This is a genomic window from Psychrobacter sp. TPE 89C (assembly GCF_055522395.1).
In genome coordinates this window covers 1-20,133 of the sequence record NZ_JBVFXW010000006.1, presented here as the reverse complement: position 1 = coordinate 20,133, position 20,133 = coordinate 1, and the positions used below count along the sequence as shown (strand labels likewise).

16 protein-coding genes are annotated in these 20,133 nt (G+C 43.8%); 3 read left to right on the top strand and 13 right to left on the bottom strand.

All coding sequences use genetic code 11. The features are described from left to right. Nucleotides 1-3 precede the first annotated feature (3 nt). A complete protein-coding gene (locus ACZW67_RS03390; protein WP_465182152.1) occupies nucleotides 4-1,404 on the top strand; it encodes a reverse transcriptase family protein in 1,401 nt (466 codons plus the stop codon). A gap of 113 nt (nucleotides 1,405-1,517) precedes the next feature. Here the strand turns inward: ACZW67_RS03390 and uvrA are convergent, their stop codons facing one another. The 5 genes from uvrA to yghU form a co-directional block, all read right to left on the bottom strand. After that, nucleotides 1,518-4,085: an excinuclease ABC subunit UvrA gene (gene uvrA, locus ACZW67_RS03385; RefSeq protein ID WP_465182151.1), complete on the bottom strand. Its 2,568-nt coding sequence runs from the start codon at nucleotides 4,083-4,085 to the stop codon at nucleotides 1,518-1,520. A 233-nt stretch (nucleotides 4,086-4,318) separates the two neighbouring features. Then, the gene (locus ACZW67_RS03380; RefSeq protein ID WP_465182150.1) at nucleotides 4,319-5,563 is read right to left on the bottom strand and encodes a DUF819 family protein; all 1,245 of its coding nucleotides are present in this window, start codon (nucleotides 5,561-5,563) and stop codon (nucleotides 4,319-4,321) included. 268 nt (nucleotides 5,564-5,831) lie between these two features. Beyond that, nucleotides 5,832-7,490: a DEAD/DEAH box helicase CsdA gene (locus tag ACZW67_RS03375; protein WP_194196565.1), complete on the bottom strand. Its 1,659-nt coding sequence runs from the start codon at nucleotides 7,488-7,490 to the stop codon at nucleotides 5,832-5,834. A 580-nt stretch (nucleotides 7,491-8,070) separates the two neighbouring features. Next, nucleotides 8,071-9,342: a DUF1176 domain-containing protein gene (locus ACZW67_RS03370; RefSeq protein ID WP_465182149.1), complete on the bottom strand. Its 1,272-nt coding sequence runs from the start codon at nucleotides 9,340-9,342 to the stop codon at nucleotides 8,071-8,073. 349 nt (nucleotides 9,343-9,691) lie between these two features. Beyond that, nucleotides 9,692-10,513: a glutathione-dependent disulfide-bond oxidoreductase gene (gene yghU, locus ACZW67_RS03365; protein ID WP_110923488.1), complete on the bottom strand. Its 822-nt coding sequence runs from the start codon at nucleotides 10,511-10,513 to the stop codon at nucleotides 9,692-9,694. Nucleotides 10,514-10,734: 221 nt separating this feature from the next. Here yghU and ACZW67_RS03360 point away from each other — a divergent pair, with 221 nt between their 5' ends. Then, the gene (locus tag ACZW67_RS03360) at nucleotides 10,735-12,111 is read left to right on the top strand and encodes a DHA2 family efflux MFS transporter permease subunit (RefSeq protein ID WP_201589570.1); all 1,377 of its coding nucleotides are present in this window, start codon (nucleotides 10,735-10,737) and stop codon (nucleotides 12,109-12,111) included. A gap of 120 nt (nucleotides 12,112-12,231) precedes the next feature. On the opposite strand, the gene bfr (ACZW67_RS03355) is transcribed toward ACZW67_RS03360, so the two are convergent. The 3 genes from bfr (ACZW67_RS03355) to ACZW67_RS03345 all read right to left on the bottom strand — a co-directional run bounded on the left by bfr (ACZW67_RS03355) (nucleotide 12,232) and on the right by ACZW67_RS03345 (nucleotide 13,852). Then, nucleotides 12,232-12,714 (bottom strand): bacterioferritin, encoded by a 483-nt coding sequence (bfr, locus tag ACZW67_RS03355; protein ID WP_197101164.1) that lies wholly within the window; start codon nucleotides 12,712-12,714, stop codon nucleotides 12,232-12,234. Nucleotides 12,715-12,791: 77 nt separating this feature from the next. Continuing rightward, nucleotides 12,792-13,280 carry a bacterioferritin gene (bfr, locus tag ACZW67_RS03350; protein WP_110923491.1) on the bottom strand — a complete coding sequence of 163 codons (489 nt, stop codon included), beginning with the start codon at nucleotides 13,278-13,280 and terminating at the stop codon, nucleotides 12,792-12,794. A 380-nt stretch (nucleotides 13,281-13,660) separates the two neighbouring features. Beyond that, nucleotides 13,661-13,852: a (2Fe-2S)-binding protein gene (locus ACZW67_RS03345; RefSeq protein ID WP_110923492.1), complete on the bottom strand. Its 192-nt coding sequence runs from the start codon at nucleotides 13,850-13,852 to the stop codon at nucleotides 13,661-13,663. Nucleotides 13,853-14,178: 326 nt separating this feature from the next. Between ACZW67_RS03345 and ACZW67_RS03340 the strand changes: the two genes are divergently transcribed. Beyond that, nucleotides 14,179-14,502, top strand: coding sequence for an ArsR/SmtB family transcription factor (locus ACZW67_RS03340; protein ID WP_465182148.1), 324 nt, complete (start codon nucleotides 14,179-14,181; stop codon nucleotides 14,500-14,502). A 176-nt stretch (nucleotides 14,503-14,678) separates the two neighbouring features. Here the strand turns inward: ACZW67_RS03340 and ACZW67_RS03335 are convergent, their stop codons facing one another. The 5 genes from ACZW67_RS03335 to ACZW67_RS03315 all read right to left on the bottom strand — a co-directional run bounded on the left by ACZW67_RS03335 (nucleotide 14,679) and on the right by ACZW67_RS03315 (nucleotide 19,887). Then, nucleotides 14,679-15,401 carry a sulfate/molybdate ABC transporter ATP-binding protein gene (locus ACZW67_RS03335; protein ID WP_194196572.1) on the bottom strand — a complete coding sequence of 241 codons (723 nt, stop codon included), beginning with the start codon at nucleotides 15,399-15,401 and terminating at the stop codon, nucleotides 14,679-14,681. Nucleotides 15,402-15,439: 38 nt separating this feature from the next. Beyond that, nucleotides 15,440-16,378, bottom strand: coding sequence for a sulfate ABC transporter permease subunit CysW (gene cysW / locus ACZW67_RS03330; protein WP_465182147.1), 939 nt, complete (start codon nucleotides 16,376-16,378; stop codon nucleotides 15,440-15,442). A 1-nt stretch (nucleotide 16,379) separates the two neighbouring features. Next, nucleotides 16,380-17,264 carry a sulfate ABC transporter permease subunit CysT gene (cysT, locus tag ACZW67_RS03325; protein ID WP_110923496.1) on the bottom strand — a complete coding sequence of 295 codons (885 nt, stop codon included), beginning with the start codon at nucleotides 17,262-17,264 and terminating at the stop codon, nucleotides 16,380-16,382. A 210-nt stretch (nucleotides 17,265-17,474) separates the two neighbouring features. Beyond that, complete coding sequence (locus tag ACZW67_RS03320; RefSeq protein WP_352257586.1) at nucleotides 17,475-18,560, bottom strand: sulfate ABC transporter substrate-binding protein; 1,086 nt, start codon at nucleotides 18,558-18,560, stop codon at nucleotides 17,475-17,477. Nucleotides 18,561-18,810: 250 nt separating this feature from the next. Next, nucleotides 18,811-19,887 (bottom strand): sulfate ABC transporter substrate-binding protein, encoded by a 1,077-nt coding sequence (locus tag ACZW67_RS03315; protein WP_465182146.1) that lies wholly within the window; start codon nucleotides 19,885-19,887, stop codon nucleotides 18,811-18,813. Nucleotides 19,888-20,133: the final 246 nt, after the last annotated feature.

Below are 20,133 nucleotides of genomic sequence, written 5' to 3'. Positions count from 1 at the left end.
GGTATGACGACGCAGACAGAGCAGCAGAATGATTATATAACCCCTGTGCCTAATGCCACGCCCTTTGAGCGACAGTGGCAGCAACTATGGCAAGACATTGAGCTGGCAGGCGGACGCTATCAATACGTTCAGCAGCAGCTGGTGAAGAACGGCTTTATGGTAGATCGCCAACCTGTCGATAATATGAGCCCAAAAGAACGGGATCGCTATAAAAAAGCCTTGAAAAAAGAGGCAGCAGAAGAAAGAATCCTTAAAAAATCAGCGTGGCAAGCCTATAAAGCTCACCATATTGTTCATCTTGGTCACCAAGTCTACTGGTCAGATGACACCAGTGCCGATAAATGGGATATCAAAGACGCGTCCAATCGCCTTATTGAAAATAAATTGCCACTACTCAACAAGCATACTGAGCTAGCAGACGCAGTTAACCTAACTGTTCCCCAGTTGAAAGGACTCTGCTATCAAAGGGACGTCGCAACCAATCTGGCCTATTCGCATTTCACTATTGCCAAACGCAATGGCACAGCACGTCAAATTTGGTCACCCATACCGCGTTTGAAGTTTGTACAGCGCTGGATTTTGCATCAAGTCTTAAACAACTTAACGACGCATGATGCCGCACATGGTTTTGTTCGTGGCAAATCTATCGTGACCAATGCAGCCGTACACAGCAATAGTGAGCTGCTTATTAAGCTTGATGTCAAAGACTTCTTCCCTAGTGTCAGCTGGCGCCGCGTCAAAGGCGTGTTCCGTCATGCAGGTTATCAAGAACAAATATCCACGCTACTAGCGCTATTGTGCACCGAAGCACCCAGGCAAATCATCAAACAAGATGGCGTTACCTACTATGTGGCGTTGGGTGATAGAGCTTTGCCACAAGGTGCACCTACTAGCCCTGCACTATCCAATATCGTCTGCTTAAATTTAGATCGACGCTTAACGGGACTAGCTGACAAAATTGGCTTGCGCTATAGCCGCTATGCTGATGATTTAACGTTTAGTTTGGCGGTATCCAGTCAGAAATTCACCTCTGCAAAGAGCGATTCAGACACTAAGCACAACCAATTGATTGGTCAACTCTTAGGATCAGTGAATAAAATCTTACGAGAAGAAGGGTTTGCGCTGAATAACGACAAGACACGTGTGATTCGTACAGGAAATCAGCATAACGTTACTGGCATGGTGGTCAATGGACAAGGCGTACCTAGGGTATCTCGTCAAATCAAAAAAATGTTACGCGCGGCCGTTCATAACCTAGAGTCAGGCGGCACATTACGCTCTGATGAGACTTTAAATACGCTGTCAGGATATGCCGCTTGGATCGCTTCGGCAGAGCCAGAGCTAGGACACAGTTATCTAGATAGAGTTGAACGTTTACAAGTGCAGCAAGAGACACCTGCATAGATATTTATTTATATTTATAAAAAAATGAGTATTAGAAAAATTCTATTTCTAATACTCATTTTTACATCAGTAACGTGTACTGATGTAAAGACACTGATATAAATATAGCACCATTACACCAATAAAAACGGTGCAGTACGGCTGTCTTTTGACTGAGCAACGTCATGTGGTGTACCTTGAGCAACAATCACTCCGCCCGCATCTCCAGCCTCTGGCCCGATATCAATAATCCAGTCGCTGTTGCTCGCCACTTGCATATCGTGTTCAACCATGATGACGGTATTGCCCGCATCGACGAGACCATTTAACTGTGTCATTAGCATGGATACATCAGCAGGATGTAGACCTGTGGTTGGTTCATCTAAGATGTATAGCGTGTCACCTCGTTGCACACGCTGCAGCTCGGTGGCAAGCTTAATCCGCTGCGCTTCGCCGCCTGATAATTCGGTGGCAGGCTGACCCAAACGTAAGTAACCAAGTCCAACTTGTAGCAATGCCTCTAATGCACGAAAAATAGGCGCTTCATCAGCAAAAAACTCATGAGCTGCTTCAACTGTTAAATTCAAAACTTCAGCGATGTTTTTGTCTCGATAAGTGATTGCTAGCGTTTCCTCGTCATAGCGTTGCCCATGACATACCTGACAAGGCGCATAGACACTTGGCAAAAACAACAGCTCAACACTGACAAACCCTAAGCCTTCGCAATTTGAGCAGCGACCTTTTGTGGTGTTAAATGAAAACCTGCCAGCATCATAGCCATGAGATTTTGCTTGCTTGGTCGCTGCAAAAATCTTACGCACATCGTCAAACAAACCCGTATAGGTTGCCAAATTAGAGCGCGGTGTACGCCCAATCGCTTTTTGATTGATATTAATAAGACGGCGGACGTACTCCATGCCAGCGACGATTTCACCACCAGTTACTGACTCAAGCTCTTGCTCAAGTAAGTCTGCCTCACCGACAGGCGCTTCTGTGACTGTCTTTTGACCCAATGCTTCATTGATAAGCTCTACCAATGCTTGACTGACGAGACTTGATTTGCCTGAGCCTGATACCCCTGTGACGCTGGTCATCACCCCAAGCGGAAACTCAACGTCTAATCCTGTGATGTTATTTCGCTCAATGTTGGCAAGCTTAAGCCAGGCTGGTGGCTGCCTTGTACTAGTTTTAGACTGAGCGTTAGATGTAGCATTGGCAAAGAGATATTGACCAGTATGCGACTGCGCAACCTCACGAAGACCATCTACAGGCCCACTATAGACAATCTCGCCGCCATGCGTACCTGCCTTTGGCCCGACATCGACTATCCAATCAGCATGTCTAATGACACTAACGTCGTGCTCAACGACAAACACAGAATTACCAGCTGCAATCAGCTCATCCAACGCACCTAGTAATGCTTGAGTATCAGCGGGATGCAGACCTGCCGATGGCTCATCAAGGACATATACCACGCCAAACAACTGCGAGCGAATTTGAGTGGCTAATCTTAACCGCTGTAGCTCACCAGGAGAGAGTGTCGGTGTGGTACGCTCAAGCGAGAGATAGCCTAACCCTAACCTTGTCAGCGCTTCAACACGAGAGAGAATGTCACTGGCGATACGCTGAGCAACGATAGCTTTTTCGCGGTTTGATGTGTTATCGGCTACCTTGGTACGAGCAGTTTTTTCCAGTTTTTGTGCCATTTCAGTCAGTGTGAGCTGTGATAACTCACCGATATCGAGTCCTGCAAACTTAACCGAAAGCGATTCTTTCTTTAATTTTTTGCCGTGACATTCTGGGCACTCAGATATTTGCATAAATTGCGAGACACGTTTTTTGGTACGCGGGCTTTGGGTCGTGGCAAAAGAGTGCAAAATAAAATTTTTGGCACTGGTGAAAGTGCCCATGTAGTTTGGCTTTTCGTCTTTCTCAATCGCATCGCGCGTTTGTTCGATGTTGTATTCAGGATAGACAGGCACTGTTGGCGTATCATCCGTAAACAAAATCCAGTCGCGTGTTTTTTTCGGTAATGTACGCCATGGTTTATCAATATCATAGCCTAATGTAGTCAATATACGGCTAAGGTTTTGACCTTGCCACGCTGGCGGCCATGCTGCAATCGCACGCTCACGGATGGTCTTAGTATTGTCTGGGACCAGCAACTCTTCAGTGACCTCAAATACTCGGCCGATACCTGAACAAATCGGGCAAGCACCATCTGGCGTATTGGGAGAGAACGCATCGGCATATAGTATTCCTTGATCTGCCGGATACTCTCCTGCGCGTGAGTACAACATGCGTAGACCATTGGATATCGTCGTCACGCTACCCACAGACGAGCGCACTGAAGGCGTACCTCTTTTTTGCTGTAAGGCTACTGCTGGCGGCAGACCCTCTATGGAATCAACGTCTGGCTCTTCAACCTGATCGATCAGCCGTCTCGCATAAGGCGATACAGAGTCAAGATAGCGGCGTTGTGACTCGGCAAACAACGTACCAAATGCCAATGACGACTTCCCTGAGCCTGATATACCGGTAAAGACCACCAAAGCATTGCGAGGTAAATCAACATCAACGTTCTTTAAGTTATGTACACGCGCGCCTCTGACCTGAATATTATCTTGGTCAGAGTTATAGAGAGCGTTCTTTACTGTGCTTGTTATACTTGTTTTTTCTTCTAATTTTTTTGGGTTTGCCATAGTGCTACTGTTCCTATTAAGTCGTTGTTTATTCCTGACATGCCTATTTGTCTTTATTCAATTAGCAGAAAGGTTAACACGTACTCATACAAGGCTATGGCTAGGCTTACGTATCGATAGCATAGATAGACAAAACGATAACTCAAGTCACCCAATCATTAATAATAGAAAACCCACATAAATGCGGGTTTTGTTTAGCAAAAAACACTATTAATAGAATGACAGCTTAGACATTAAGACACCACCAAGCGCATCAATTGGGTGCTGATATAACCGCCAAACGTCCCTACTGCGTAACCTAAAATACCCAAAAACACCCCAACTGGAGCCAGTGACGGATGAAACGCAGTTGCCACAATTGGTGCAGAAGAAGCACCGCCAGTATTGGCATTGGAGCCAACCGCCAAAAAGAAGAACGGTGCTCGAATGAGTCTAGCGACAGCAAAAATAATCACGACGTGAATACTCATCCATAACAGACCGATTAGTAATAGTCGCCATTGCGAGACGATACCGGCCAGATTAATTTGCATACCGATCGCGGCGATTAATACAAAGATAAATACGGTGCCGATTTTTGATGCACCCACATGGTCAAGTCGACGAATCTTAGTAAACGAAAAAATGACGCCTATTAAGGTGATAATCACCACCATCCAAAAAAATGAGCTAGCAAAGCTATACTGGACTGCCCATTTGTATGGGGCAAAAAATCCTGCAATTTGACCTCCGACGAAATGCGCTACTCCTACCATGGCAAAGCACAAACCAAACATCACCATCAAATCATTTAAGGTTGCTGGTCGCTCATTGTCACGCTCATAATTTTCAACAGCTTTAACCACTTTATCAATACTGCTGGTATCCGCCCGCAAAAACCGATCTATTTTCTCACTATGCTTGGCCATGACCAAGATAGCCAATAACCATAATGAAGCATTGGTGGTATCGACCAAAATCATCATGCCAAATAAATCATCACTAACCCCAAACAGCTCTTTCATCGCGGCTTGATTGGCCGCCCCGCCGATCCAACTACCCGCCACCGCTGAAAATCCGCGCCATAGCGTGTCATCTGTGAACATGCCAGGCGATATCCATTTAGCGACGCCCAGACTAATAGGACCACTAATGATAATGGCGATACTGGCCGCGAAAAACATCGCAATCGCTTTCCAACCCAAGCCCAATATTTTGGGCACGTCCATCGATAAAGTCATCAGTAGTAAACTTGCTGGCAGCAGATAAGTCGCTGTAAATCCGTAAATCTGTGAGCCAATACCATCAGCGAAGACGCCTAAGCTATTCAGCGTCGCAGGTATAAAGCAACACAGCACAATACCTGGCAAGATTGCATAAAACCGTCGCCAAAACCTACCAGGTAGACTTTGTGTATAAAACACCAAGCCGATAATGGCCATAATGATGCCAAAGGCTAATGGCAAGCTATCAATGGCTAAATGAGAAAAGTCGGGCATCCAATGGCTCCAGTGCGCACGATAAAAGCTTGTCAGTATAGAGAAGGCAAAAAAAACGTGCAAGCCACTATCGAATACAAAGCTAATTTTTACTCTGTTAGCTAAGTTAATCCTATTAATTATGCTCGAAGAATATTAAAACGGACAAAAACAAAGTCAGCAGACACAAAAAAGCCAGATAACAAGTATCTGGCTCTTCAATGCTAGGTTATACGGTTAAATTAAGTGATTTTATTCAAATCGTTATTAACCGTTAACGATAGCGTTATTACGAGTTGTTACCACGGTTGCCGCCGTTTGGACGACCTTGGCCACGGCTGTCAGAACGACCAGCTGGACGACCTTGGCTGCCGCTTGGACGACCACGACCCGTTGCAGCACGCTCACCACGTGGAACGCCAGTGCTATCACCGCGGCTAGGGCCACCAGTGCGCTTACCTTGATAAGGCTTGCCACCTGAACGCTCATTTGGTTTGCCTGACGTGTCACGTGGCTTACCTTGATAACCGCTGTCATTGCTAGCGCGTTGACCAGTTGATGAGCTGTCGCTTGAACGACCACGAGCATTAGCAGGATTACCTTGATAGCCACCGCTTGAACGACCACGGCCTTGACCATTACCACCACCGTTAGAGCGACCACGACCACGGCCACGACCATTACCTTTGTTTTCGCTAGGTACGTAAGTTTTCTTAGGCTCCATGCCTTCGATGATACATACTTCCATTTTGCGATCTAAATAACGGTTGATGGCGTTAAGCTGTGGACGATCATCCATGCTACACAAGCTGATAGCGATACCAGTACGACCAGCACGGCCACAACGACCGATACGATGGACATAATCTTCAGTTTGGCGTGGCAAGTCATAGTTGATTACGTGCGAGATTGCTGGGATGTCTAGACCACGAGCAGCAACGTCAGTCGCTACTAGGATTTTAACTTTACCATTACGCAAGTCTTGAACGATACGGTTACGCTTGCTTTGTGGCAAGTCACCATGTAGGAAGCTTGCCTTATGACCAGCTTCTTGTAACTGTTTTGCTAGTTTTTCAGTGCTACGTTTGGTAGCAGCAAAGATAATGATCTGTTCCATATCTTGCTGGCAAACGATTTTGTCAAGTAAACGGTTTTTGTGATCGAAATCATCACAGTAGTATACTTTTTCTTCGATGTGTGCAGATTCTACTTTGATTGATACACGCTCAGGGTTCTTAGTGAAGCTGGCAGCGATTTTACCTACTGGGCCATCCCAAGTGGCTGAACACATGATAGTTTGACGATCAGTAGGAGCAGCGCGCAAGATGTCACTGATGTCATCAGCAAAACCCATGTCTAGCATGCGGTCAGCTTCATCAAGTACCAATACTTCTAGGCTTGATAGATCAACACGACCAGCATTGATATGGTCAAGTAAACGACCAGGAGTTGCAACGATAACTTGAACGCCTTTTTTCAAAGCAGTGATCTGACCATTGTACGGTGCGCCGCCAACTAGTGGTACACAGAACAGACCGCGCATATCTTTAGAATATGTACGAACGCTGTCATGTACTTGCTGAGCAAGTTCACGCGTTGGCGTTAGGATAAGTGCTTTGGTTAATTTGTCAAAGCTAGTAGCGCGGCTTAAACGATCAAGTACTGGGATAACGAAAGCGGCAGTTTTACCACTACCCGTTTGCGCTGACAATAGAAGGTCACGACCTGCTAGAGCAAAAGGAATAGCTTGTGCTTGGATAGGCGTTGGGTTGGTGTAACCACTGCGATCAAGTGCAGTTAGAATAGGCTTAGCGATGCCAAGATCAGTAAAAGTAACTTGGTTTTCGTCAACAGCGTCAGTAGTAGCCGCTTGAGTGTCAGTGTTTGGGGTGTCTGTGCTTTCGATGATACCGTTTTCAGCGGCGATTGCAGATAAGATGTCAGTCATAGTAATCCTTGGTAAGTATAAGCTGCTGTAAATTCAGCAAACTTGATGCATACCACTGATAACCGTTCACCACGCTGCCTTTATTAAAGAATTACCGGACCACTGTAGGAGTGTCGATAATCAGAAACCCAGCCAATAGAGCTGTCGTTTCTACAATAAATGCGTTCGTGCTGTCTGACGTATTTTGGTGGTAGTGCCGAGTGTCTTATCCTTGCTTGATATACGCGCATTATCGATGCTTTGTCTAAAGCAGATAAAGGCAAACAGCAACCAATCTAATCCATACTCATGGAACAGTAGATAAGATATGAGTCAAAAATAACGGATATTTTAAAAGGTTATTTAAGTACACAAAATCATCGGCAACAATTACTTATGGTCATCCTAGACCCAAAATCGCAGGCGATGTTATCAATCTCATAATTCACGAAAGCTATAAGCTAACGTGGCGACGTAGTATATCATAATAAAAGTACAACTGTACCTATTTTTTCACATAATTATTAAATAAGACTTAGCCAATAACAGCTCGATGTTTAAATATCGATATGATTCAGCAGGTTATCGTTTATATTCAATACTATTTACTTGTTTTAACTTCTGTCACGTAGGTCGGTAGCTGCCACGCCCCACCTGCTTCAATCATGCGGCACAGCCCAGTACTGCTCTGATGGCTTTTTTCAAACGATTTTCCCGTCCATATCCAATCAGTCTTAGTTAAGCAGTCACCGATACCACGACCTTTTTGTACTGAAGTGACTATACCTTTATCGTAGTCAGTCGCGTTGGTCGTTACCAGTGTTGGATTGTAAGGTTTGGTGTCATTGATGACCCAGGCACCCGCCCCTGTATTATAAGCACTCGTCCAACAGTCATGCTGTGCTATTAATTTCGAGCTGTTCAAGCGACTAACACGCCATGGTGATTTATCTGACAAGTTTGGGCAGTCATCATCGACATCTTTGATAGTGCCTTTCATGAGTGCGGCCAATTGCGACGACTTCATGACAAACTTTTTCTTATCATTCACGGCGGCATTTGGTTTAGGCGCGACAAAACGTAATGTGGGTGCCGCTTTAGGTGCTAACACACCACTATTAGGTTTAACCGCACTAGCATGATCAATAAAAGCGCTCGATGTCCCTACTCGCCCCTGTGCTTCGTCCGCTTTGAGCATAACGGCACTAGCGCCTTTATCAGATAACTGCCAACGTGAATTGCGCAGTACCAGTTCGATATTGCTTGATTTGGTCAGCGCCTCTAACAGTGCGGTCACTTGTGTTTTAGTCAATTCGGCACTGCCTGCTGTGGCCGAAAACGGCTGAGTTTCACCGTAGTCTTTGTCATTAATAAACAATGATATACGGTGACGGTTACCCAGTTTCATCAAGGCTTTAGATGAGCTTTCTTTGGCACCGCCAATTTTTACTTTGCCATCCACGCTCGCATTCGCACCTGCACGGCGTGTGAGTAATACAGATATAGGGAATTCGCTATTGTTTTCTGCTTGATAGCCTGCCAGCCGGCACGTACGGGTGTTATCACAAGCAACTTGCCAATCTTGGCTGGTCAGCTCAACGCCAGAATGTGCCATACTTGCTGTGCTAAATAAGGTGGTGCTGATAGCAGCAAATAAAGATAATCGTATTTTATTTTTTATCATTAATAAGGGTGTCTTTTTTGTTTTTTTAGAATTAAGTCTTAGACGAGTGGTATCTTTAGGCTGTAAGTATGGAGAGACGTCTATATGTCGATGGTCCTGCGCGGCCTTGACCTGAGAATAGCAAACAGCAAAGCGATCAGTGCTTGTCTGTAGTGATATACCCATCAGCTTACGGTTGTCATCATTCATAGTCATTACTCATCAATAGAAGCAGTACAAGTACTTACCCATCAAGGCAGTGTCTGCTATCTTAACGTATCAATGTTTCTATCTGTTATACTAATGTACTATTATGTAAACGGGCAAGTACATGATTATTTTAATATAACCATATATAGATACAGAATAACTATGAACTTGATGACTATAAACGTCTATAAAATAAGGCTGATAAGCAATCCGCTTATCAGCCTTATTATTACGCTGTGTACTGCTCAGCTATGGTCTAAGAACGCTAAAATAGTATAAGGCAGCCGACTGTAAATTGTACATGTAGGAAGGCTAACGCCGTAGCAGTTTAGTCGTTCTCTAATTATAGCTAACCCATTGATTGTAATGGCAACTCTACAGCACGCTTAATCGCTGGTCGCTCAGCAATAGCCTCTGCCCAACGTTTTACGTGAGTATAATCATCTACTTGTAAAAACTCTGCTGCATCGTAAAGCTTACCCAGCACTAGCTGACCATACCATGACCAAATGAGCATATCCGCGATATTGTAATCCGTCTCATCATTACCACACATGTACTTGTTGTCTTTTAGATGGATATTAAGTACATCAAGCTGACGTTTGGCTTCCATCGTATAGCGGTTGATTGGGTACTCTAATGGTTCGGGTGCATAAGCATAGAAATGTCCAAAGCCGCCGCCGAGAAACGGCGCACTACCCATCTGCCACATCACCCAAGACAGACAGTCGGCACGCGCTTTGCTAGCCGATAAAGGGATAAATTTGCCAAACTTTTCTGCTAAGTACATTAAGATGGCGCCAGACTCAAAGATCGCAATAGGCTCACCGTCGTTTCTGTTAGAATGATCGACCAAAGCTGGGATTTTTGAGTTGGGGTTTATTGTCACAAAGCCAGAGCCAAATTGCTCGCCCTCAGAAATGTCAACTTTATACGCATCGTACTCAGCGCCTTTGACACCAATTTCGGCCAGCTCTTCTAGTAGCATGTTTACCTTGACGCCATTCGGTGTATTCAGCGAATACAATTGTAGTGGCGCATTACCTACTGGTAGCTCTTTATTAAAACGTGCGCCAGCTGTCGGGCTATTGATGTTGGCGAACTTACCACCGCTTTCTTTATCTTGCGTCCAAATTTTTGGTGGTACATATTTATTATTATCCTGACTCATAATTTATCCTCAGTTTATTTTTATAAATGTAGGGAGTGCTTACTATAACGACAACCACTCCCTACATTAAAGTCCTCTCTTGTAATCAATGTAATTGCGGTTAGGTTTTTTATTTTTCCGCTTTGACAGCGCACCGTTACCTTGAGTCACTTTTATTATAACGCTCTAGTCGTTAATATACTTTTTGCTTGTTTTATAATCAGATATCCAATGAGATTTACATGGTAACGCTAACCCCAACGCAAGATAAATACTTACCCTATGTGCTAGCGGTAGCGCTGTTCATGCAGATTTTAGACGCCACTATTTTAAACACGTCCTTACCGCAAATGGCACAGGCGTTGGGTGAGTCGCCACTGAAGATGCAATGGGCAGTGATCAGTTATGCCTTGACCTTGGCTATCTTCATTCCTATCAGTGGTTTTTTAGCAGATAAATATGGCACACGTCGGGTATTTCTATCGGCCATCATCATTTTTTGTATTGGCTCTTTACTCTGCGCTGCCTCACCTACGCTAGATTTTTTGATTGGCTCACGCATTGTTCAAGGTATTGGTGGCGCGATGATGACGCCTGTGGCTCGTTTGATATTGGTTAAGTCTTATCCTCGCAACAAGCTCTTGACGGTGATGAACTTTGCGGTGATACCGGCATTGGTCGCGCCGTTAGTTGGTCCAGTATTGGGTGGTTATATCGTACAATATGCCAGCTGGCACTGGATATTTTTGATTAATATTCCGATGGGTATCGTCGGTTTTATTATGGGCAAAAAACTCGTGCCTGCATTATTTGAAGATACCAAGCGTCTTGATTGGACAGGGTTTTTATTGTTTGCGGCAGCCGCTTGTGGATTTACGCTGGCAGTAGAGTTCGGCTCACAGGCAGGGCGAGAGCTTTATGGATTGTTCTGTGGTTTAGGTGCTGGCCTACTGATAGGGGCTTATATCTGGCATGCCAAAAAGCGGGAGGCGCCGCTGTTTCCTTTGAGCCTCTTTGACATCCGTACCTTCCGCATTGGTATTACGGGTAACTTATTCACGCGACTCGGTATCAGTGCGGTTCCGTTCCTACTACCGTTACTATTACAGGTGGTGTTTGAGTACTCACCTTCACAGGCGGGCTGGTTACTGGCTCCTATCGCTGTAGGTGCCATCGGAATCAAGCCATGGGTAAGTAAAATAATTCAGCGTTACAGCTATCGCACTGTTTTGGTTTACAACACCTTTTTTATGGGTTCGCTTATCATCGTATTGGCACAGTTCAATGACGCATCACAATGGCTGTGGTTCATACCCATCTTGACTGTCATGGGTGCTTGTAATTCTATGCAGTTCAGCGCGATGAATACCATTACTATTGGCGACCTTCATGGCACGCAGACCAGTAGTGGCAACAGCCTAATGGCGGTCAATCAGCAGCTGGCAATTAGCTTCGGTATTGCTTTTGGTGCAGCAGTACTTAATTTGCTGCGTGATAGGTTCGAGCTAGATACCTTGGCTGCATTCCAAACCACCTATTGGATACTTGGTATTTTAACCATTCTCTCAGGATTGTACTTTTTACGCCTAAAGCCTGAAGATGGTCGCGGTCTATATTAAAGTGTGCCGGATAGAGTCTGTCAAATTTCAGACATAAAAATGCCAGCATATGTTTTGGTTTATGACCAATCATAGGCTGGCAAGTTTAGAAAATATGATCTATTTATCTATCATATCATCTTACGGCGCGTCGTCATCACTCATTTGTGATTGGATGTATCGTTCCACCCCAACACTCTTAATCAAATCTTCTTGCGTGTCTAACCAGTCTTCATACTCTTCGTTGCCATCTTTTAAGATAACCAATAGCTGGCGAGATACATAGTCAGATTTTGTCTCACATAACGTGATGGCGTCCGTGATAATTGCAAATTTTTGTTTTTCTAAACGCAAATTACAGTCAATCATTTCAGGCACATCTTCAGCGATGAACATTTTGCCATAGTCTTGCAAATTCGGTAAACCGCCTAGCAATAAAATCCGTGCAATCAGATCATCAGACCATTTCATTTCGGCAATAGACTGCTTATAAAAGCTTTCATTAAGGGCTTCTAATCCCCAATGACGCGCAATACGAGCATGCAAGAAGTACTGATTAATAGCAATCAGCGACTGTCCAAGTACTTTGTTTAAGGCGCGAATGACCTCTTTATCCCCTTTCATTATCTCTCTCCCTATTCATTTATTATTTAAGCTAAACATTATTCATCTAATTATCTAGGACACGCCCTAGCATAATGTTAGATGAGATTAGGAGTGACTTCAGCCATTTGGCTTTGTAGATAATTGGGCAGGCCAATCATATCAATTAGACGCAGTTGTTGCTCAAGCCAATGAGCATGGTCTTCTTCAGTGTCTTTTAGTTGTTCGACCAGCATCTCACGTGTGACATAGTCATGCTCTGCTTCACAGAGTGCAATGCCATCCTTTAAGTGCTGCTGTACTTGATACTCTAGATTAAGGTCAAGCTGAAGCATTTCGGGAACAGTCGCGCCGATATTGATCGCGTCAACCGTCATTTTAGGCGTGCCACTTAACATTAAGATACGGCGAATGATGGCTTGGGCATGCAATGTTTCATCGGCCATCTCATGATGGATACGATCATACAACTTGCCATAATGCCACTCAGCATACATTTCTGAATGAATAAAATACTGATCACGAGCGGCAAGCTCACCACCTAATAAGAAATTCAAATAATCAATGACTTTTGGGCTACCTATCATAACTTATACTCCCCTATTTATACTTTACCACTCACAATGCATTCATAATTACCCATACAAGGATAGTGTTATTAGCAAACTGAGTAGTAGATATCAAAACCAACAAAATGCCTTACAGCGTCAGACATATATAGTAGCATAACGGCTCTGATATCGCTTGTAACGTTAGGAACTAAGAATAAGATGCTAATTGAGAACAATAATTAGCTAGCGTTAATTCTGATTATTAGAGGTGCTTAAAATAGGTGTATTAGCGAAGTTATACGGACGCTTGCAACTTACCCTTTATATATAATAGTTAAAGCGTAAGTGAAGTCTGTTAGATATTTTGTGTGATGCTAAAGCGTATTGTTGATTTTAATATTAAAAGTTGATGCTGCTTAAACGGCGTAAGCTAAGACATCAAGTTTCGCATGGTGCTCTTCTAAGTAATCATTGACCATAGGTTCGCAGCAGCCACAGCAAGTCGCTACATCAAGCGTGTCTTTTAAACCATCAAGCGTATCAATGCCTGAGGCAATAGCTGCTTTAATTTGCTTTTCTTTTACGTCATTGCAGATGCATACGTACATGAACTGGCTCCTATGAATATTACTATTCAATAACTACTGATTAATCATATTTATTACTTGACCTATAATAACGATAACTATTATCATTTTCAATAGTATTTGATATATTTTAATGACAACGAAGTTTTTTTAGAGGAAAGGTATAACTTGGCAAGAATGTTGCATGAATTAATCTATGTAAGCGAATATAAATATTTATGTTATGATATAGATGAATGGTAGTAAATTTACGATAAACTGTAATTTGGCTTATTTTTTAATCGATTTTGTAGATAACTACTGCTATATTGACCATCTATCAACAATAACCCCATAGGGATTATTTTATGTCTGATAATAATTTTACGATACGACCAATTGAATTATTTAAAGTTCTATCCGATCCAACGCGTTTAAAAATATTTCAAATTCTTTTTAATAAACAGTCACGTTGCGTGGGAGAGCTAGTAGAAATATTAGATCAACCTCAACCAACGATATCGCGTCATTTAAATCATTTGAAAAAATTAGGTATTTTGAACTGTGTACGTGATGGTACATGGATGTGGTATGAAGTTGCCGATGATTTACCAGCATGGTGCCAAGAGGTTCTAGAGATTACTTATAAGCAAATATCTGCCAATGATGTTGCACTACCAAAAGTAGGCTAAATGTGATTGGTATTAAGAAAATCCGAGGCATCGTTTGACGCAAAAAAGACCTATTTATCATAGGTCTTTTTTATGTCTGCTAACAATGTGACTATGAGAATGTGGCTGTAATGACATAACTCTAGTAATGTGTCTTTAGTAACGTGGCTTTAGCAATATGGCTATGCCATATTCAATTATGTCAGATCTAAAAACTCACTGATAAAGGCACTGGCTGGCTGGTGTATCAGCTCTTCTGATGTTCCTACCTGCTCCACTCGCCCTTGGTTCATGACAACAATCTCATCAGATACTGCACGGGCTTCTTCTTGATCATGTGTGACCATGATACTGGTGATACCTAGCTCATGATGAATATTTTTCAACCAAGTGCGTAGCTCTTTTCGCACCTTGGCATCCAGTGCACCAAACGGCTCATCAAGCAATAATAGTTTTGGCTTGACCGCGAGTGCTCGTGCCAGTGCGATACGCTGACGCTGACCACCTGATAGTTGATGTGGATAGGCATTGGCAATTTGTGGCAGCTGTACGAGCTCTAACAGCTCGGCCACACGCTTATTGATGTCAGCTTTGCTTGGTCGCTCATGCTTTGGTAGCAACGTCAGACCAAACGCGACATTATCAGCGATGTTTTTGTGACGAAATAAGGCATAGTGCTGAAACATGAAGCCAATATGACGTTTTTGCACAGGCGTATTGGTCACATCTAGCTCATCAAACAATATTTGCCCTGAGTCAGCATATTCAAGACCAGCGATGATACGCAATAGCGTCGTCTTACCACAGCCTGAAGGCCCTAGTAGTGTGGTCAGCTTGCCAGTAGGCACCGTGATATTGATGTTATCTAAGGCGGTAAAATTACCGAATTTTTTATTAACGCTGCGAATCTCGATGCTCATAATAGTATCTCTTATTATATCTTTTGTCGTATCGTGACTTATTTATCACTGCTATTTTTAGTCGTAACAACCGTAGCATTGGCACTCACTGATAGCTCAGGTATATTGGCCAGTCGCTCAGATTTAGCAAACTTACGCTCTTGTAGCTTCGTCATGATTTGCTGAATGAGTAGCGTCACGAGAGCCAGCGCAGCAAGCAAGCTAGATAAAGCGAAAGCGGCAGTAAAGTTATAATCGTTATAAGCAATCTCGACTAATAGCGGCATGGTATTGGTCTCACCGCGAATGTGACCTGATACCACACTGACAGCACCAAACTCACCCATCGCCCGCGCATTGGTCAAAATCAAACCATACAGCAGTGCCCATTTGATATTTGGCAACGTCACATGCCAAAAAGTCTGCCAACCAGTCGCGCCCAACGTCAATGCTGCTTGCTCTTCACTGTCGCCTTGAGTCTGCATCAGCGGTATTAGCTCACGTGCGACAAAAGGGAAAGTGACAAATAACGTCGCTAAGACAATACCAGGAACGGCGTAAATCACTTGGAACCCCATGCTTTCTAGCCAGCCACCAACCGTAGAATTGAGCCCAAACAGCAATATGAACATCAAGCCTGCGACCACTGGTGACACTGAAAATGGCAAATCAAGTAACGTGGTGACCAACTGCTTACCTTTAAACTGATAGCGGGTGACCAACCATGCAATCGCGATGCCCATCACCATATTAATCGGCAAGACGATGGCAGCAGTAATTAGTGTGAGCTTAATGGCTTGCAACGCTTCAGGATCGACTAGCGATGCGATATATAGCTGCCAGCCACCTTTAAAGGCTTCATAGAACACCGCTAGCAACGGTATCACTAGCATTACAACCATGAATAGCACAGCGATACCGATAAAGGTACGGCGTATCCATGGCGTGTCTTTGGTTGCCGCGTTGCTTTGGTAGTCGTAGCTGTTAGATATTTGCATGTTAGCGAGCTCCTACACGGCGCGACAGCTTCCACTGCACAATATTAATGGTTAATAAAATCACAAATGAGATGAGTAGCATAAATAGTGCGACCGCAGAGGCGCCTTGAATGTCAAACTGCTCAAGCTTACTGATAATAATCAGTGGTAAAATCTCAGACTGCATCGGAATATTGCCCGCGATAAAAATAACTGAGCCATACTCACCCGTCGCACGGGCAAACATCATACCTGCGCCCATTAATAGTGCTGGTAGCAACTCTGGCAAGATTACTTTACGGAAGGTGGTGAAACGATTGGCACCCAATACAGCTGCCGCTTCTTCAAACTCGACCGATAGCTCAGCGAGTACTGGCTGCACAGCACGGACGATAAAGGGGAAGCTGACCACGACCAAGGCCAACCAGATACCTATCGGTGTAAAGGCCACTTGAATATCGAATTTGGCAAACCACTGCCCCATCAGACCGTTAGGCGCATACAGCGTGGCAAGCGATATACCAGTGACAGCCGTTGGCAAAGCAAATGGTAAATCAACCAAGGCATTGATCAAGGACTTGCCCCAAAACTCATAACGTACCAACACCCAAGCGACCAATGTACCAAACACCATATTGGTGAGCATCGCCAAAAAGGACATCCATAAGCTCAGCTTGATAGCAGCAGTCACTTGCGGTTGGCTGATGGTTTCCCAAAAACCCGTCCAGCCCATCTGCGTGGTCGTATAGGCCATCATGGCAAACGGCAGCACCACCAATAGCGATAAGCTAAAAACAGTAATGCCCATGCTTAGACCAAACCCTGGCAGCACATTGCGTTGACGCAAGCGTGTCAGCCAACCTTTCTTAGGAAGGGGTTTGCTGGTAGAAGATGTGGGTGCACTCATAGTGATATCCTGTTGCCCAACTGATGGTACTTATCGTAAGACCATGTTATATCGAACTTATTATTAGTATGCTTACGGTATAAAGGACATAGTGCGTACGACCATGTCCTTTATGGAATTTCTTATGAATGACTACATCACCTGGTTTATAGCAAAGTAATCACCTTTACTAAATGGCTACTCAGTGATCATTCTTGTCTTAGTCATTTGCTACTGCGGTGCATTGATGGCCAGTTGGTCAAACACGCCACCATCGCTGAAGTATGTACCCATGATGTCATCCCATGAACCAAAGGCATCATTCGGGCGGAACGTTTCAACTGGTGGTAATTTATCACCATTTTTATCAAGCACGCTTTGCACGCTAGGACGTAGATATAGATTGGCGGCTAACTGTTGAGCCGGCTCGCTCCATAAGTAATCCAAATAAGCTTTTGCTGCGTCTGTTGTGCCTTTCTTATCCGTTACTGATTTGACAATCGCCACTGGGCTTTCTGATTTGATAGAGTATTTTGGATAAACGATATCGACTTGACCAGCGCCGAAATCAGTTGCTGCAAGGTTGGCTTCGTTTTCAAAAGTAACCAAAACGTCACCGATACCACGCTGAACGAATGTAGTTGTTGCAGCACGTCCACCATTCTCATAAACTTTGACATTTTTGAGCATGTCTTTGACGTAGCCTTTAGCCTTGGTTTCATCTTGATTAAAAGCATGCAGACCATAACCATAAGCACCTAAGAATGCATAACGACCATTACCCGTGACTTTCGGGTTTGCCATCACGATCTCAAGACCGTCTTTGGTCAAATCTTCCCAATCATTAATGCCTTTTGGGTTGCCTTTACGTACCAAAAATACGATGGTGCTGGTAAAAGGTACGGCGTTGTCTGGGAACTTGCTTTCCCAATCTGATTCAACCAAGCCTTTTTTCTCAAGCAGCTCAATATCAGACCCTTGGTTCATAGTGGCAACGTCTGCTTGTAGACCGTTAGCGACAGACAGCGCCTGTTTGCTTGAGCCACCATGTGACTGTTTGATTAGGATATTACTGTTTGGGTTTTCAGCTTTGTAATGCTCAACGAATAATGGGTTGTAGTCTTTGTAAAAATCACGTGCCACATCATAAGAGACATTTAGCAACTCGATATCTTGAGTGTCTGTTGCTGCGCTACCACTTGCATCTGTCTGCTCGCTGTTGCTACAGCCGACCAGACCCAAAGTTAATGCAACACCGGCAATACTTAAGACGTTCAGTGTTTTACTTTTTTGTTGATAGCGCACAGCGTATGTCATAAATCCCTCAAAGATATCTGTTAAGTAATACAAGTATGCTAACAGCGCCATCTTATTATGTTTAATGATGAATATGCGTATGTTATTGCCAAAACGGAATAACAAGACCGTAACGTTAAACTTATCAATCAGTTGGCAAAATCCTACTAGAAGCGCCTCATTTATAGAGACTCAAAAGCACATAAGATTGACGGTATTTTCTACCTGATAGCTGGCAAGTTATGCATGATTTTATAGATTGCTTTACAGACTACTTTTTCACACTTGCCAGCTGATCGAATCGTCCACCATCGACAAAGAACGTATCCATAATCTGCGTCCAAGCACCAAAGACAGCCACTGGCTCGAAAGTCGTAATCTCAGGCAATGTGTCTCTATGAGCAGCCAGCACTTCTGCATTACTAGGGCGCATATACATCTCTGCCATGAGCTGCTGAGCAGGCACGTCCCACAGACCTTGTAAGTAAGCACTTGCGGCATCTGTTTTACCGCTCTTATCCGTAACGGCTGTGACGACCGCCACTGGATTAGCAATCACAATAGAGTAGCTTGGATAAACGATATCGACTTTTCCTTTAGCAAATTCCTTGGCAGCCAAATGTGCTTCATTTTCAGTCGTAATGAGTACATCCCCTAACCCGCGCTGGGTAAAGCTGGTCGTCGCCGCACGCGCACCATTGTCATAAGTGACCACGTTTGCCAATAACTTCTTAATAAAGTCATCGGTTTTGGTAGGCATTTCCACGCTTTCTTTGAATTGATGCAGACCGTAGCCATAAGCACCCAAAAAGGCATAACGTGCTGTACCACTGGTTTTTGGGTTTGGTATGACCACATCGATATCATTGCGTGCCAGATCTGACCAGTCTTTGATATTTTTTGGGTTACCGCTACGGACCAGTAGCACCATGGTACTGGTATAAGGCACCGCATTATTCGGGAACGCCTGCTTCCAATCAGTAGCTACTAGCCCTTTTTCTACCAACAAGTTCATATCGCTTTCTTGATTTAAGGTTGCCACATCTGCTTGCAAACCATTGGCAATAGACAGTGCTTGCTTACTTGATCCGCCATGTGACTGATTTACCTTGATCTTGCTACCTGGATGCTCTTTTTGATAACTTGCACTGAATAGAGTGTTGTAGTCTTTATAGAAATCACGTGATATATCATAAGAGACATTCAATAAGCTAATATCTTGCGAGTCTCCCGCTGTCGATGTGTCTTGCGAATTCGAGTTACAAGCTGCTATGAGCACCGTAACGGCCAGTACGCTACCCACTTTTAAGGTGATATTAGACAGTTTTGATTGTATGGCTGATTGCATGATTTTCTTCTTAATAGATGGTTGGGCGTTGGCAAAATAGTGGGCACTTTATTATTAATATTGCAGCCCGACGTATTTCGAAAATCACCCTATGGATAATAAAAGATATGCTAGCAGTTTGTGTGCTGGACTCTTAGTGACGAATTCGCTTATCGAGTGGTTAACTTGGCATAAGCAATTTTCTCGATTGCCTTTAACTGTCTGTTTTTACTTAATTTTATAAAAAACTATAAGGATATAAGTTTT